13 protein-coding genes and 1 pseudogene are annotated in these 16,345 nt (G+C 66.4%); 6 read left to right on the forward strand and 8 right to left on the reverse strand.

Annotation, left to right across the window (positions count from 1 at the left end):
* The first annotated feature begins 2 nt into the window (after window positions 1–2).
* Genes ileS through H9L12_RS09185 form a run of 4 tightly spaced genes read left to right on the forward strand, consistent with a single transcriptional unit; the run spans window position 3 to window position 4,784 of the window.
* Entirely contained in the window at window positions 3–2,900 is a 2,898-nt protein-coding gene (gene ileS, locus H9L12_RS09165) for an isoleucine--tRNA ligase (RefSeq protein WP_187541485.1), read from the forward strand.
* Window positions 2,893–3,792: a DUF3035 domain-containing protein gene (locus H9L12_RS14475; protein WP_425506773.1), complete on the forward strand. Its 900-nt coding sequence runs from the start codon at window positions 2,893–2,895 to the stop codon at window positions 3,790–3,792. Before ileS ends, H9L12_RS14475 begins: the two co-directional genes overlap by 8 nt.
* A 21-nt stretch (window positions 3,793–3,813) precedes the next feature.
* Window positions 3,814–4,362: a winged helix-turn-helix domain-containing protein gene (locus tag H9L12_RS09180; RefSeq protein ID WP_187541487.1), complete on the forward strand. Its 549-nt coding sequence runs from the start codon at window positions 3,814–3,816 to the stop codon at window positions 4,360–4,362.
* A gap of 56 nt (window positions 4,363–4,418) precedes the next feature.
* Window positions 4,419–4,784, forward strand: coding sequence for a hypothetical protein (locus H9L12_RS09185; RefSeq protein ID WP_187541488.1), 366 nt, complete (start codon window positions 4,419–4,421; stop codon window positions 4,782–4,784).
* A gap of 3 nt (window positions 4,785–4,787) precedes the next feature.
* Here H9L12_RS09185 and H9L12_RS13645 read toward each other — a convergent pair whose 3' ends face one another.
* A complete protein-coding gene (locus H9L12_RS13645) occupies window positions 4,788–5,258 on the reverse strand; it encodes a rhodanese-like domain-containing protein (protein WP_246450718.1) in 471 nt (156 codons plus the stop codon).
* A 50-nt stretch (window positions 5,259–5,308) separates the two neighbouring features.
* Window positions 5,309–5,623: pseudogene (locus H9L12_RS13650) on the reverse strand (rhodanese-like domain-containing protein); the annotation flags it as partial.
* Window positions 5,624–5,689: 66 nt separating this feature from the next.
* On the opposite strand from H9L12_RS13650, the gene queF reads away from it, so the two are divergent.
* Window positions 5,690–6,142 (forward strand): preQ(1) synthase, encoded by a 453-nt coding sequence (gene queF / locus H9L12_RS09195; RefSeq protein ID WP_187541489.1) that lies wholly within the window; start codon window positions 5,690–5,692, stop codon window positions 6,140–6,142.
* Between the two features lie 37 nt (window positions 6,143–6,179).
* On the forward strand, window positions 6,180–8,891 hold the full coding sequence (locus tag H9L12_RS09200; protein ID WP_187541490.1) for a M1 family metallopeptidase: 2,712 nt from the start codon (window positions 6,180–6,182) through the stop codon (window positions 8,889–8,891).
* A 73-nt stretch (window positions 8,892–8,964) separates the two neighbouring features.
* Here H9L12_RS09200 and H9L12_RS09205 read toward each other — a convergent pair whose 3' ends face one another.
* The 6 genes from H9L12_RS09205 to H9L12_RS09230 all read right to left on the reverse strand — a co-directional run bounded on the left by H9L12_RS09205 (window position 8,965) and on the right by H9L12_RS09230 (window position 16,324).
* Entirely contained in the window at window positions 8,965–10,959 is a 1,995-nt protein-coding gene (locus H9L12_RS09205; protein WP_187541491.1) for an OPT family oligopeptide transporter, read from the reverse strand.
* Window positions 10,960–11,107: 148 nt separating this feature from the next.
* Window positions 11,108–12,223, reverse strand: coding sequence for a M20 metallopeptidase family protein (locus tag H9L12_RS09210; protein ID WP_246450320.1), 1,116 nt, complete (start codon window positions 12,221–12,223; stop codon window positions 11,108–11,110).
* Window positions 12,224–12,269: 46 nt separating this feature from the next.
* A complete protein-coding gene (locus tag H9L12_RS09215; RefSeq protein ID WP_187541492.1) occupies window positions 12,270–12,587 on the reverse strand; it encodes a hypothetical protein in 318 nt (105 codons plus the stop codon).
* A gap of 74 nt (window positions 12,588–12,661) precedes the next feature.
* Window positions 12,662–13,063, reverse strand: coding sequence for a nuclear transport factor 2 family protein (locus H9L12_RS09220; protein ID WP_187541493.1), 402 nt, complete (start codon window positions 13,061–13,063; stop codon window positions 12,662–12,664).
* Window positions 13,053–14,693, reverse strand: a complete 1,641-nt coding sequence (locus tag H9L12_RS09225) for a helicase HerA-like domain-containing protein (RefSeq protein ID WP_187541494.1) — start codon at window positions 14,691–14,693, stop codon at window positions 13,053–13,055. Before H9L12_RS09225 ends, H9L12_RS09220 begins: the two co-directional genes overlap by 11 nt.
* Before the next feature lie 77 nt (window positions 14,694–14,770).
* On the reverse strand, window positions 14,771–16,324 hold the full coding sequence (locus H9L12_RS09230) for a Do family serine endopeptidase (protein WP_246450322.1): 1,554 nt from the start codon (window positions 16,322–16,324) through the stop codon (window positions 14,771–14,773).
* Window positions 16,325–16,345 lie beyond the last annotated feature (21 nt).

Here is a 16,345-nt window from a genome sequence, read left to right on the forward strand (position 1 = left end):
CAATGTCCGAAAAACGCGATTATAGAGACACCGTCTTCCTGCCGAAGACGGACTTCCCGATGAAGGCCGGCTTGCCGCAGAAGGAGCCGACGATCCTCGCCAAATGGCAGGACGCAGACCAATATGCGCAGCTTCGCGCTGCCCGCGACGGCCGCGAGAAGTTCATCCTCCACGACGGCCCGCCCTACGCCAACGGCGACATGCACATCGGCCATGCGCTGAACCATATCCTGAAGGACATGGTCGTCCGCACCCAGACGCTGCTCGGCAAGGACGCGCCTTACGTTCCCGGCTGGGACTGCCACGGCCTGCCGATCGAGTGGAAGGTCGAGGAGCAATATCGCAAGAAGAAGCTGAACAAGGACGAGGTGCCGATCGCGGAGTTCCGCGCCGAATGCCGCGCCTATGCCCAGCATTGGGTCGATACGCAGCGCGAGCAGTTGAAGCGGCTGGGCATCGGCGGCGACTGGGCCAAGCCCTACCTCACCATGAACTTCAAGGCGGAAGGCACGATTGTCGCCGAGCTGATGAAGTTCGCGGAAACCGGCCAGCTCTATCGCGGCGCCAAGCCGGTGATGTGGAGCCCGGTCGAAAAGACCGCGCTCGCCGAGGCCGAGATCGAATATGAGGACATCACCTCGACCCAGATCGACGTGGCGTTCGAGATCGTCGAGAGTCCGATTCCGGAGCTGGTCGGCGCCCATGCGGTGATCTGGACGACCACCCCGTGGACGATCCCGGTCAACCAGGCGATCGCTTTTGGCAGGTCCGTGACCTATTACCTCTTCAAGGCAGACGACGATCGAGATTATCTAATCGCTTTCGATTTGGTCGACGATTTTCGTGCGCGAACTGGCCTTGGCTTTCGACATAATCCGGACACTCCGGACACGAATGATCTTTACGCCACGATTTCTCACGTGAGCAGCTTGTCTTACGTCGGCTCCGACCTCGCCGGGACCATCGCTCGCCATCCTATGCACAAGCTCGGCGGGTTCTTCGCCAAGCCGCGTCCGTTCCTGCCCGGCGACTTCGTCACCACCGACAGCGGCACCGGCCTGGTCCACATGGCACCCGACCATGGCGAAGACGATTTCGATCTGTGCAAGGGGAACGGCATCGATCCGGTCTTCGCGGTCGAGGGCGACGGCAAATATCGTGAGGATTGGGCGTGGCTCGGCGGGCAAGGGTCCGTCATCAATCCCAAGTTCAACGCGCCCGACGGCCCGATCTGCAGCGACCTGCGCGAGGCCGGGGCGCTGCTGGCGGCGTCTGCCGATTACCAGCACAGCTACCCGCACAGCTGGCGGTCAAAGGCCAAGGTCATCTACCGCTGCACGCCGCAATGGTTCATCGGCATGGACCATCCGCTGACGCATTTGTCGCCCAAGACCCGCGCCGAGCGCCGCTGGGAAGGCGAAGGCGGCGCGGTCAATCCGGCCGAGGAGCGCGACGATGCCGCGCCGACCCTCCGCGAGGCGGCGATGCGCGCCATCGGGTCGACCCGCTTCGTTCCTGAAAAGGGCCGTAACCGCATCGGGTCGATGGTCGAGGGCCGCCCCGACTGGGTAATCAGCCGCCAGCGCGCCTGGGGCGTGCCGATCGCGCTGTTCGTCGACCGCAAGAGCGGCAAGCCGCTGGTCGACGTCCACGTCAACCAGCGCATCGTCGCCGCGATCATGGAAGGCGGCGTCGACGCCTGGTCGGATGAGCGGGCGCAGGAATATCTCGGCAACGACTACAACCTCGCCGATTATGAGCGGGTCACCGACATTCTCGACGTGTGGTTCGACAGCGGCTGCACCCACGCCTTCGTGCTGGAGAGCGGCACCTGGCCGGAACTGCTGCGCGAAGACAGCGACCCGCGCCCGGCCGACCTGTACCTCGAAGGCAGCGACCAGCATCGCGGCTGGTTCCAGTCGTCACTGCTGGAAAGTTGCGGCACCCGCGGCCACGCGCCCTATCGCGCCGTCCTGACCCACGGCTTCACGATGGACGCCAAGGGCATGAAGATGTCCAAGTCGCTGGGCAACACCATCAACCCGCTCGACCTGATGCGCGATTATGGCGCTGACATCCTGCGGCTGTGGGCGCTGTCGGTGGACTTCACCGAGGACCACCGCATCGGCAAGGAAATCCTGAGCGGCGTCGCCGACCAGTATCGGAAGCTGCGCAACACCTTCCGCTACCTGCTCGGCGCGCTCGACGGGTTTAGCGATGAGGAGCGGCTGCCAGTCGACGAGATGGCGGAGCTGGAGCGCTACATGCTCTCCCGCCTCGCGGCGATGGACGAGGTCATGCGCCGGTCGGTGCAGGACTATGATTTCAACGCCTACGTCCGGACGCTGACCGACTTCTGCAACGAGGACCTCAGCGCCTTCTTCTTCGATATCCGCAAGGACAGCCTCTATTGCGACGCCGCCGCCGACCCCAAGCGGCGCGGCTATCGGACGGTGCTCGACATCCTGTTCCAGTCGCTGATCCGCTGGGCCGCGCCGGTGCTGGTGTTCACCAGCGAGGAAGTGTGGGGCACGCGCTACCCCGACGAGCGCAGCGTCCACTTCAGCGACTGGCCGGAAATCGGCAACTGGCGCGACGAAGCGCTGGAAGCGCGCTGGTCGAAGCTGCGCGAAGCTCGCGTCGCGGTGACCGAGGCGATCGAGCCGCTGCGCCGCGACAAGGTCGTCGGCTCCAGCCTCGAGGCGGTCGTCACCAGCCCGGCCGAGGGGGGCGCCGACCTGCTGGCCGAACTGTTCATCGTGTCGAATGTCACGCCGGGCGATACGATCGCGGTGACCAAGTCGGACAACCACAAATGCGGGCGCTGCTGGCGCCTGCTGCCGGAAGTCGTCGAGGACGGCGACCTCTGTAACCGCTGCGAAAGTGTCGTGAATGGCTAACCGCACCACCGCCTATGGCTTCGCGCTCGTCATCTTCCTGGTCGATCAACTGACCAAATGGATCGTGACGGGGCCGCTTGGGCTTGTCCGCGAAGGGCAACAGATCCTGCTGATGCCGATTCTCGATTTCACGCGGGTCCATAACGAGGGGATCAGCCTTGGCATCGCCCAGGCGCAGAACGACACGCACCGGTGGCTGCTCGTCGCCGGCACCGCCGCGATCGCTGCCGGGGTAGCATGGTGGATTCGCAAGGAAGAGGCGCGCGGCGACCAGTTGGCGCTGGCGATGGTGCTGGGCGGGGCGCTCGGCAACATCGTCGACCGGGTGCGCTTCGGCTATGTCGTCGACTTCCTCGACCTGCACCTCGGGACTGGCGTCCCTTTTATGTCTTTAATGTCGCCGACGCAGCGATTAGCATCGGTGTCGTCATCTTGCTTATCCGCGCCTTCTTCGCGTCGCGAAAGGCGAAATCGGAGTCACCAGAACATGCGTAAGGTCATCATCCTCACCCTCGCCGCCAGCGCCGTGACGCTGTCGGGCTGCGGCCTCGGCAAGCGCAAGTCGCTCGACGAGTTCGCGGTGGCGCGCAATGCGCCGCTGGTGATCCCGCCCGATTATTCGCTGACCCCGCCCGTCGCCGGCACCGTCACCCTGTCGCCCGAAGGCGCGCAGAGCCAGGCGATCGAAGCGCTGTTCGGCGGCCCGGCCCCGCGCAGCGCGATCGAATCGTCGATGCTGGACAGCGCCGGACGCGACCGCGCCGCGCTTGGCGCGCGGAGCATCGCCGGCGACAACGAAACACGCATTGTTGACAAGGGGGCCACGACGCAGGCCATTATCGCCGCGCCGCAGGGCGACGGCCAGGACGCGTCGGCACAAACGCCGCAATAAGCCCAACGGGGGGACGAACCGATGTCCGACACTCTTTCCGCACGGTTGGTGGAAATTGAATCGATGCTCGACCGGTCCCGCCGCCGGTTCGAGGAGGGAACACGTCTCGTCGAGGACGCGCACGCCGCCCTTGCCGAGGTGCAGCAGGCGCTGATCGGATCGCCGGTCCAGCTGTCGGCCGAGGAGAATGAGGAAGCGGCCTCGCGCCTGCTCGCCAGCCTGAAGGCGAGCGGCTCGACCCTTCCCGAATCGCTGTGCGGCGGCCGCCTGTCGGTCGACGCGGTACAGCGCCTGATCCGCATCGACGGTCATCCGATCGGCATCACCGAGATGGAATACCGCGTTCTCGAACTGCTGGCCTTCGCCCGCAACAATGTCGTCACGCGTTCGATGCTGCTGAAGCACCTCTATCGCCGCGCCGACGACCAGCCACAGCCCAAGATCATCGACGTCTTCATCTCAAAGCTGCGCAAGAAGCTGCGCTCGGCCAGCGGCGGGGCGGAGTTCATCGAGACGATTCCCCAGCGCGGCTGGATCCTGCGCGACGTGGAATCCGCTAACGCCGCGTAAACCGTAAGGCTTGATTCACCGTTTTTTTACCGCCGCGGGCCTACGCCCGTGGTGCCATGATCCATTTCATCCCCGAATCGCCCGAGAGCGCGACCGCCGTCCCCGGCCCGTACGCCGACGCCGTCGCACGCCTCGCCAGCATCCGTCACGCGCTGGCCTGTGTCGAGCAGGTCGCCGGTGAAATGCCGAGCGATCGGGACAGCGAGGCGCGCCTTGCGGTGCGCTGGCCGTCCGCGAGCCCGGCCGCGCGCCGCTGCTTCGAAGCTCGCTCGGCCCGCGCCGCCCAGGGTGCCGCTGCTGGCCTGGAGGCGATCGCCGCCCAGCACGACCGGGGATTCGAAGCGAACCCGAAGGCGACCGCGCGCCTGTTGAAGGACATCGAGGCCGGGCTCGACGACATCGACGTCCTGTTCAGCCTCTGAGGCTTAGCCCCGTCCGACCTGCTTCGGGGTTGCCGGGTCGGCACCCCATTCCGACCAGCTGCCATCGTAAAGCGCCGCATCGCGCCCGCCAAGCCTGCGCGCGGCCAGGATCAGGCTGGTCGCCGTCACGCCTGACCCGCACGTGGCGATGAACGGCGCTTCCGGATCGACTCCGGCGGCGGCGAAGGCGGTCGCAAGTTCCTCGTTCGACTTGAGCGTCCCGTCAGTGCGATAGAGTTCGCCGAGCGGCAGGTTGCGCGATCCCGGGATGTGTCCCGGGGTGACGTTCGGACGCGGGTCGGGCGCGCTCCCGTCGAAGCGATCCCGCCCCGCGCGTCGAGGATCGGCCGTCCTGCGCCGTTGATGATCATCTGCTTGGTGACGATTTCGCCGCGGACCTCGTCGGCGTCGAAGCGGGCGTTGCGCCGCGGCTCCTCGCGCCCCGACCTGACCTCGCGCCCCTCCGCGACCCACTTGCCGAGCCCGCCGTCGAGCACCGCCACCTGCGGCGCGCCGAAATGGCGAAGCATGAACCAGGCGCGGGTCGCGCTATGAAGCGGTGAGTTGTCGTAGACGACGATGCGCTGGTCGCGGCCAACGCCGAGCGCTTCCATCGCCTGCCCGAACTGGTCGGGAGTCGGCAGCATGTGCGGCGCGGGATCGCGGTGGTCGGAAACGTCGCTGATGTCGAAGAACTGGGCGCCGGGAATATGGCTGGCGCGATATTCGGCGATCGGATCGCGGCCGGTGCCGGGCAGGAACATGGTCGCATCCAGGATCGCGATGTCGGCCTGCCGCCGCTGGACGTCCAGCCATTCGGTCGAAACCAGTTCGTTCATGTCGCGCTGCCCCGTTGGTCGAGCAAGGATAGTCGCACCCCATGGCCAGTGCTAGGGAGCGCGCCGATGGATACGACTCCGCTGCACCTGGGGCAATCGAGCAGCCTTCCCGCATCGCCCGACGAAGCGACCCTGGACTATGTCCCCAACCCGCGCGGCGGTTCGCTCTACCTCGTCCGCTTCGCCGCGCCGGAATTCACCTCGCTGTGTCCGGTGACCGGCCAGCCCGACTTCGCGCACCTCGTCATCGACTATGCTCCCGGCGAGAAGATCGTCGAGTCCAAGTCGCTCAAGCTCTTCCTTGGCAGCTTCCGCAATCACTGCGGCTTCCATGAGGACGTCACCGTCGGCATCGGCCAGCGGCTGGCCGACGAAATGACGCCGCGATGGCTGCGCATCGGCGGCTACTGGTATCCGCGCGGCGGGATCCCCATCGACGTCTTCTGGCAAACCGCCGCTCCGCCCGAGGGACTCTGGGTTCCCGAGCAGGGCGTCGCTCCTTACCGCGGCCGCGGCTGATTTCGTTTCTTAATCGACTGAGAAAGGCATGTTGACGATGCGTCTTCCCGTCCGTCCGGCGCTGTTCGCCGCCACCGCGACTCTCGCCCTCGCCATTGGCGGCTGCACGACTGCGGGCACTCCGCTGGCCATCAATGGAGGGCCGGCACCGGAAGCCGTGGCCGCCGTCCCCGTCGACACCGTCGACACCACGGTCCCGACGCAGCTGCCGCGCGTCGCGGTGCCGCGTCATTACGCCCTGTCGGTCACTCCGAACGCTGCGGCGATGACGTTCGCCGGCGACGTCCGCATCGACATGGAGGTCATCCAGCCGACCAACTCCGTGACCCTGAATGCCGCTGACCTCGCTGTTGGCAGTGCTTCGATCAGCGGTTCGGACGGCAACCAGCCGGCGACGATCCGCGCCGACGCCAAGGCCCAGACGGTGACGCTTGGGTTTGCTCAACCGTTGCAGCCGGGCAAATATTCCCTGCAAGTGGGATATACCGGCAAAATCAACGAGCAGGCCAATGGCCTGTTCGCACTCGACTACAAGGACGTCGCCGGCGCAGACAAGCGCGCCATCTTCACCCAGTTCGAGCCGGCCGACGCGCGCCGCTTCGTGCCCAGCTTCGACGAGCCCGATTACAAGGCGACGTGGGACCTGACCGCGACCGTCCCGGCGGGCCAAATGGCGGTCAGCAACATGCCTGCCAGGTCGACCGAAAAGCTGGCCGACGGCCGCGAGCGGGTTACCTTCGCGACCAGCCCGCAGATGTCGACCTACCTGCTGTTCTTCGCCGCGGGCGAGTTCGGGCGGATCACCAAGATGGCCGGCAATACCGAGGTCGGCATCGTCATGAGCAAGGGCAACGAAGCCAAGGCGCAGACCGCGCTGGATGCGGAGGCCCAACTGCTGCCCTATTTCAACGACTATTTCGGCGTCCCCTACCCGCTGCCGAAGCTCGATAACGTCGCGGGTCCTGGCCAGTCGCAATTCTTCGGCGCGATGGAAAATTGGGGCGCGATCTTTACATTCGAGCGCATCCTGCTCGACGATCCGGCGGTCACGACCGAGGGTGAGCGCCAGGCGATCTTCGGGGTCGAGGCGCACGAAATGGCGCACCAGTGGTTCGGCGACCTCGTCACCATGGCGTGGTGGGACGACCTGTGGCTGAACGAAGGCTTCGCCAGCTGGATGGCGACCAAGGCGACCAAGCATTTCCACCCGGACTGGGGCGCCGAGTTCGCCACCATCGGTTCGCGCGAGGCAGCGATGAGCCAGGACGCGCTGGTCACCACCCACCCGATCGTCCAGACCGTCCGCACGGTGGAGCAGGCCAACCAGGCCTTCGACGGCATCACCTATTCCAAGGGCCAGTCGGTCATCACCATGCTGGAAGCCTTCGCCGGCGAGGACGTCTGGCAGCGCGGCATCCAGGCCTACATGCAGCAGCACAAGTACCGGAACACGCGCACCGACGACCTGTGGCGCGCAGTCGAGCAGGCGGGCGCGACCGGCCTGGTGCAGATCGCCCGCGATTATACGCTGCAGCCGGGAGTGCCGCTGATCCGCGTCGAAAACGCCACCTGCAATGGCGGCCAGACGATGTTGCAGCTGGCGCAGGACGAATTCTCGCTCGATCGCAAGCCGGGCAGCTACCAGCCGCTGTCGTGGCACATTCCTGTCCGCGCAACCGTGGTGGGCGGCCAGTCGGCGGCGATCGTCACCAGCGGCCGCACCGCCGCGATGACCGTGCCGGGCTGCGGTCCGGTCATCGTCAACGACGGCGGCGCCGGCTATTTCCGGACGCTCTACCGTCCCGCCGATATCGAAGCGCTGCGCGCCCGGTTCGCGACGCTCAGCCCGTTGAACCAGCATTCCTTGATCGAAGACCAGGGCACGCTGTCTTACGCCGGTTACCAAAACATGGGCGTTGCGCTGGACCTGGTCGATGCCATCCCCGCCAACGCGCACCCCGAAGTGCTTGGCGACGGATTGTCGACCCTGGGCGGGCTCTACACGCTGTTCGACGGCGACGCGAAGACGCAGTCCCGGATCGCCGACATCCTCCGTGCTCGCTATTCTCCGGTGCTAGACCAGATCGGGTTCGTCCCGGACAAGAGCGAGGCGCCGACGATCGCCACGCTGCGGCCGCAGCTGATCGGCGTACTCGGCAACGTCGGCGATCCCAAGGTCGCTGCGGAAGCCAGGCGCATGTTCGGCCTGATGCAGACCAACCCGTCAGCCGTGCCGGGATCGCTGAAGAGTGCCTGGTTGAGCCAGATTGCTCGGGACGCCGATGCCAGGACGTGGGACCAGATCCGCGCAATGGCCAAGACGGCGCGCAGTTCCGTCGAGCGGCAGAACCTCTATTCGCGCCTTGGGGCGGCGAAGGACAAGGCGCTCGCCAAGCGCGCGCTCGACCTCGCGCTGACCGACGAGCCGGGCAAGACCGTCAGCGCCGGCATCATCACCGCGGTCGCGGGCCGGCATCCGGAAATGACGCTGGATTATGTCATCGCCAATTGGGCCCGCGTTTCGCAACTGGTCGATTCCACGTCGCAGTCGCGGTTCATCGCCAGGCTCGCGGCCGCCAGCAAGAAGCAGGCGACGATCGACAAGCTGAACCGCTATGCCGCGGCCAATATCGCGGCGTCGGACCGCAAGCCGATCGACCAGACCATCAATGTCATCAAGGTCCGGTTGGCGACCGAACCGCGCCTGATGGCCGAAACCAAGGCATGGCTCGCCGCCCGCAAGAAGTGAGACGAACCCGCACCCAAAAAGAAGGGCGCCCCGGCCTGGCCGGAGCGCCCTTTTTCGTGGCCCCGGTTGTCCGCTAGGCGGCGGCGGCGGCGTCCTTCCGGGTCTTGGTATAGAGGAAGGTGATCGCCGCCGCGAAGGCGACGATGCCAAGCGGGGTCGCCAAGGGGAAGTCGTGGACGACCGCCAGCACCTCGCCACTGTCCTCGACGCCCGCACGCTCGGCGCCGGCGACGATGCCGGCGTAGAGCACGCCCATCAGGCTTTCGCCGACGATGAGGCCGGTCGCCATCAGCGTGCCGAGCCGTTCCGAGAAGGCCGGGTTCGACTGGCGCTCTGACCAGCGGTTGTAAAGGTAGCCGAGCAACGCGCCGATCGGGATCAGCAGGGTCAGGTCCATCGGCAGGTAAATGCCCATGCCGACCGCTAGCGCCGGAAGCGAATAGCGGCCCGCGCTGCCGCGGCGCAGCACCTCGTCGACGATGACGACGACCACGCCGATGATCGCGCCTAGCCCGATCAGGTTCCAGTCGAGGTTGCCGCCGAGCACGCCCTGCGCGATCGCCGAGATCAGCGCCGCCTGCGGTGCCGCCAGCGCATTCTCGCCGGCGCCGGGGGCGCCCTGGAACCCGAACGCGCTGTTGAGCAGGTCGAGGATGGGCGGGATGACCAGCGCGCCGAAGATGACGCCGAGGATCAGAGCCACCTGCTGCCGCCACGGCGTCGCACCGACCAGCTGGCCGGTCTTGAGGTCCTGCAGGTTGTCGTTGGAGATGGTGGCGATGCCGAAGATGATCGCCGTCACGAACAACGCAAAGGCAACCAGCGCCTTGGTCGAATCGGCGCTGCCGTCGCCGCTGCCAAACAGGGCGGCGAGGATCAGCGAGATGCCGAGCACGGAGAGGATGCCGACTCCCGAAATCGGGCTGTTCGACGCGCCGATCAGGCCGGCCATGTAGCCGCACACCGAGGCGATGATGATGCCCGCGCCGAGGATGTAGAGGATCGACAGGGTAAGCGTCGTTCCTTCTGCCGCGGCGATCGGTCCGCTTTGCGCGAAGGCGGCGAGCAGGAAGGCGATCGGGATCATTGCAAGCACGATGGTGCCGCCAACGATGGTGATCGGCAGGTCGCGTTCGGTGAGGGCCAGCGTCTCGCCCGCGCCGCGCGCACGATTGGCGACGATCGCGGCGCGGATGCCGTTGATGATCGGGCCGATGATCTTGAGCAGCGTCCAGATGGCGGCGACACCGATGGTGCCGGCGCCGATGAAGCGAACCTTGTTGCGGAACACGTCGGCGACGATCGCGTCAACCTCCGCTCCGGCCGGGATGCCGGTCTGCGCGGTGAGCCATGGCAGCAGCCAGGCGCGGGCGATCAGCAGGCCGACGATCATCGCGATACCGACGGCCATGCCGACCAGGTGTCCGACGCCAATCAGCGCCATCGACAGGCTGGCCGACGCGGTGGTCGCCCCGGCGCCGACGCGGAACGTCTTTTCGGCGGCTTCGGCGAAGATACGGGTCTTGGCGATCATGAAGAAAGCGGCAGAGATCAGCGAGCTGGCGATGATCGCGCGAAGCCCCTTCCGGTTCTCCTCCACGCCGCCGACGCCCGCGCCGACCTTCAGCACTTCGGCCGCGGCGACGCCTTCGGGATAAGGCAGGTCCGACCCGGTCACGAGCGCCCGGCGCAGCGGCACCGAATACATGACGCCGAGGATACCGCCGATGGCGATCACCGCGACGCTCAGCCAATAGGGGAAGCCGGTCCACCACCCGACCATGATCAGGCCAGGCAGCACGAAGATGATCGCGCTCAGCGTGCCGGCCGACGACGCGATTGTCTGGACGATATTGTTTTCCTGGATGGTGGCATCGTGGAACGCCTTCAGCACCGCCATCGAGATGACCGCAGCCGGAATCGATGTGGCGAAGGTGATCCCGATCTTGAGGCCGAGATAGACGTTGGCCGCGGTGAACAATAGCGTGAGGACGGCGCCGAGGATGACACCCCGGATCGTAAGCTCCCTCACGCCGGCGCCGGGCGCCGGGGTTGCGGACGTGGCCATCAACTTCTCCCCTGAAGATTTTTCGTTTCGCCTAGCCAACCACAGAAGCGGCGGCAGGTGAAGGCTTAATCAAAACCGCGTTCCAGAAAGCGGGTGGCGAAGGCACAGTGCATAGCCACCCCGCGTGCCAGTGAGTCCTCGTTGACCATCATCCGCGCGCTGTGGATCGGCGGCCGGTCGAACGGATTGCCGTCGGCCGGGGCGACCCGAGGATGGCCATGGCGCCGGGCACTTTTTCCAACACGAAGGCGAAGTCCTCACCGGTCATCACCGCATTGGGGATGGCATGATACCCTGATGCCCCGAACAGGTCGGTCGCGATCTGTTCGACCATGTCGGCGGCGCGCTGGTCGTTGATCGTCGCCGGATATCCTTCGCCGATCGACACGTCCGCGGTCGCGCCATGGGTTTCCGCGATGCCGTTGACGATCCGCTTGAACGCGGCGCGGCTGGCTTCGCGCTGGGCCGGGCTTTGGGTGCGCAGCGTGCCGAGCAACTCGACTTCGGCTGGGATGACATTGTGGGTCTCACCGCCCGCGATGCGCGTGATCGACAGCACGATCGGATCGCCGACCGATACGCGGCGGGCAACGTGGCTCTGCAGGGCAAGCACCGCCTCGCAGGCGATGGGCACGGGGTCGATGACATCGTGCGGCATGGCGGCGTGCCCGCCCTTGCCACGGATGGTGGCACGAAGGACGTCCGTCGATGCCATAAGCGCGCCGGGTCGACAGGCAACGAGGCCGCCCGGTACGTTCGGGAAAATGTGCATTGCGAAGGCGGCTTCCGGCGTCGGGTCGTCGAGCAGCCCTTCCTCGATCATCACATGGGCGCCGCGCTGTCCCTCCTCCCCCGGCTGGAACATGAAGAGGATGGTGCCGTCGAACGCCTCGCGCCGCGCGGCGAGGATCCGGGCCGCGCCGGCCAGCATCGCAGAGTGGGTGTCGTGGCCGCAGGCGTGCATGTGGCCAGTGTTCCTCGAGGCAAAGTCGAGGCCGGTTTCCTCATGGATCGGAAGCGCGTCCATGTCGCCGCGCAGCAGCACCGTCCGCCCGGGCCTGGCGCCGTCGAGCCGGGCGATGAAGCCCGAACTTCGCTGGCTGTCGCGAATGTCGAGCGGCAAGTCGGCGAGCGCGGCCTTCAGCTTCGCGGTGGTGCGCCGGCAATGGAGGCCAAGTTCAGGATCGGCGTGGATCGATCGGCGCAGCGCCAGTGTCGCGGGCTGTTCCGCCTGAGCGATACTCGTCCAGTCGAGCGGCTTCATGCGGTCACCCTAGGCAGGGTGTCCGCATTCAGCAATGGCAGCGCCCCTACTGGGGCGGCGGTGCCGATCCCCGATAGCGTTCGACCGACGTAATGCGGTAATCGTCGACGTCGCTGGCGGCATTGGCGACGGCGTTGGCGCGCTTTCCGCCCATGGCCATGTCGTAGGCGATAAGCGCCTTGGTCAGGGCCGCGGCTTCGGTCGAACAGGCCGCCTTGACGCCGCTCTCGTAGTCCGCGGCACTCATCTGCCCCTCACGGCTCTTGGTCTCGAACGCGCGGATGCAGGCGGCAAAATCTTGCCGGGGCTTGTTGATCGTCGCCGGGTTGGCGCCCATCACCAGCGCCATCATCGCGAACAGCATTCCACTTCTCCCTGGAACCTACTCGATGACGGAAGGATGACTCCTTTCGGGTAGATTGGGAAGTAGGTTCGGTCTCAGCCGTCGATGGACACGTTGGAGGGGATCGGCGAGCTATGCCGCCGGACGACCATCCAACGGCCGTCCTCGTTCACCCATACGTCGGTCAGCAGCACGCGTTCATCGATCAGCTGGCCAAGGTAGCGGACCTTCCACTTCGCGACGACCGTCGCGACCAGCGTATGTTGGAGCGCAACGCAATCGGTCACCTCCACCTCGAGGTTGGCGACGTCCATCCGGTCGAGCGCCACCAGCCACTGTTCGAAATCGACGGCGACCGCGCCCGTCGAGCGGATGCCGACCAGCTTGAATTTCGGATGGATGACCTGGCGGAGCGTCTCCTGATCCTTCTCGATCAGCGCGACACGCCAGCGCTCCTCCAATTCCCGGATGGCCTCGCAGACCATCTCAGCGCCCACGGAAAAGTCCGCCGAGGATGCCGCGAAGCAACTGGTTGCCGAGCTGGCGCCCGACCGAGCTCGATGCCGAGCGCACCGCGGACTGGAGGATTTTGTCGGTCATGGTCGGCTTGGCGGCCTCGCGCGCCTCGCGGGCTGCGACGCGGTCCGCCTCGCGCTGGCGCTGGGCGGCGAGCCGTTCCTCGGCCGCCTGCTGGCGAAGCGCTGCGGCCTTGGCCTGGGCCTCGGCCTTGGCAGCCTGGGCCTGCGTCTTGGCGTCCTCCGCCGCCTGCTTGGCGGCGGCGGTTTCGGCGGCGGCTGCAGCGGCGGCGGCGGCGGCCTCACCCGCCTTGGCCTGAAGGATCTCCTCGGCGGAATCGCGATCGACCAGTTGGTCGTACCTGTCGCCGACGGCGTCGGTCGTGACGATGACCTGCCGCTCCTGGGCGGACAGCGGACCGACCCTCGACGACGGCGGCCGGATCAGCGTGCGCTGAACCGGAGACGGCGAACCGTCGGGCTGCAGCAACGACACCAGCGCCTCGCCGATCTTGAGTTCGGTGATCGCGCTGGCGACGTCGATGTCGGGGTTGGACCGGAAGGTGTCCGCCGCCGCCTTGACTGCCGCCTGGTCACGCGGGGTGAAGGCGTTGAGCTTGTGCTGGACCCGATTGTTGAGCTGCGCCGCAATCTTGTCGGGAATGTCGATCGGGTTCTGCGTGATAAAATAGACGCCGACACCCTTGGAGCGGATCAGGCGCACGACCTGTTCGACCTTTTCCATCAGCGCCGGCGGCGCATCGTCGAACAACAGGTGGGCCTCGTCGAAGAAGAAGGCGAGCTTCGGCTTGTCCGGATCGCCGATTTCCGGAAGCATCTCGAACAGTTCGCTGAGCAGCCACAGCAGGAAGGTGGCGTAGAGCCGCGGCGAGGACATCAGCTTGTCGGCGGCGAGGATGTTGACGATGCCCCGCCCGCTGTCGTCGAGCGCGATGAAATCGTCGAGGTCGAGGGCGGGTTCGCCGAAGAAATGGTCGCCGCCCTGCGCCCGAAGCTGGAGCAGCGAACGCTGGATCGCGCCCACCGAAGGCTTCGACACGTTGCCGTACTCGAGCGTCAGCTCGTCGGCCTTCTCTCCGCAATGGACCAGCAGCGACTGGAGGTCGTCGAGGTCGAGCAGCAGCAGGCCGTCCTTGTCGGCGACGGTGAAGGCGATGGTCAAAACGCCTTCCTGCACCTCGTTGAGATTCATCAACCTGGCGAGCAGCAGCGGGCCCATCTCGCTGACGGTGGTGCGGATAGGGTGTCCCTGCTCGCCGAACAGGTCCCAGAACTGCACCGGGCAGGCCTCGAGCGTATAGTCGGCAAGGCCGATTTCGGCCGCGCGCTGGCGGAAGATTTCGCCGGTCTTGGCATTGGGGTCACCGGGCATGGCGAGGCCCGACAAGTCGCCCTTCACGTCGGCGACGAAGGTCGGGACGCCGACCTTGCTGAGGCTCTCGACGATACCTTGCAGGGTCACCGTCTTGCCGGTGCCCGTCGCCCCGGCGATCAGCCCATGGCGGTTGGCACGCTTGAGCTCTAGCTGCTGCGGATTGGTGCCGCCGGCACCCGCACCGATGAAGATGCCCGTCGTCGGGTTGGTCGCCATCTGTTCCCCTCTCCTCCTTCGGTTTCCGAAGGTTTCAACGAACCTTGGCCGAAGGAGGATGCAGGGGCAAGCCGCGACTAGCGGTTGGAGATATCAACTCCGACGAAGGCTTCCGGCGATGCTCCGCGCTTCAGCAACAGCAGGACGCTGGTGCGGTTCGCGCGGCGCGCGGCCTCGACCTGGGCGAGCACGGCGGCGGGTGTCGTCACTGGCTGCCGATTGACCGACAGGATGACATCGCCGCGGCGGATGCCCTTTTCGGCCGCGTCGCTCGACGCGTCGACCGCGGTGACGACCACGCCGCGCACCGTTGCCGGCACGTTGATGGCGCGGGCGATGTCGGGGTTGAGCGCCTGCAGCGACAGGCCGAGCGCGGTTCCCGGAGCAACCGGCCGTTCCTCGTTCATCTGTCCGCCTTCGCCGCCGCTACCGGCCTGGCGGGCGAGCACCTCCTCGCTCGGGCGCTGGCCGACCGTAACCGCCAGCGTGCGGCGACGGCCATCACGGATGATATCCACCGGCACCTTCGATCCGACCGTCGAGTTGGCGATGAGGTAGCTCACCGTCTGGTCCGGGGTGACGTCCTGCCCGCCAACGCGGACGATGACGTCGCCCTGCTGGATGCCGCTGCGCGCGGCGGCCTCGCCCGGGACAACCGAGCGGACGATTTCGCCGGTGTCCTTGGGCAACGACAAGCTGGCGGCGATATTCTCGTCGAGCGGCTGGAGGCCGACGCCGAGATAGCCGCGCTGCGGCGCCTGTCCGCGACGAAGCGCGTCGATGACCGGCTTGGCCGCTTCCGCGGGAATGGCGAGGCCGATGCCGACGCTGGCACCGGTCGGCGAGATCAGCGCCGAATTTACGCCGATGACGTTGCCCGACATGTCGAACATCGGACCGCCGGAGTTGCCCATGTTGATGCTGGCGTCGGTCTGGATGTAGCGGTCGTACGCGCCGACGCCGGTAATTCCGCGATGGAGCGCGGAAATGATCCCGGCCGTGACCGTGCCGCCAAGGCCATAGGGATTGCCGATGGCGACGACCCAGTCGCCGACCCGGGCGCGGGTACTGTCGCCCCAGTTGACGTACGGCAGGTTGGTCCCCTCGATCTTCAGGAGAGCAAGGTCCGAAGCGCTGTCGCGGCCGACGATCCGCGCCGGATATTCCTTGCGGTCGGTCAGGATGACCGTGACGCTGTCGACCGTCCCGGTGCCGTTCGCGCCCTGGATCAGGTGGTTATTGGTAACGACGTAGCCGTCCGGGGAAATGATGAAGCCCGAACCGAGCGACCCCGTTTCACGCGTCGGGGCCTGACCGCCTTGCTGCTGCTGACCCTGCGGAGCTCCCCCGCCGAAGCGGCGGAAGAATTCTTCGAACGGGTCGGATTGTCGACGAACAGCAACGCGCTGCTTGGTCGAGATGTTAACCACGGCCGGCTGCAGCCGTGCGGCAAGGTCGGCGAAGCTGAGCGGCGCACCGGCACGGGGCGCGATCTGCGCCGGTGCGTTCTGCGCAATCTGTCCACCGCCCACCTGGCCGGTCGCGACAGAGAAAGCGGTACCCCCCAGCAGCAAGGCGGCTGCAACTCCATAGGCGTAGCGCACGGGTCGAAACTCCTTCGAAAAGCCCATTCTAAAGTCCTTGTTGGCTGT

The organism is Sphingomonas rhizophila, from assembly GCF_014396585.1.
Lineage (GTDB): Bacteria > Pseudomonadota > Alphaproteobacteria > Sphingomonadales > Sphingomonadaceae > Sphingomicrobium > Sphingomicrobium rhizophilum.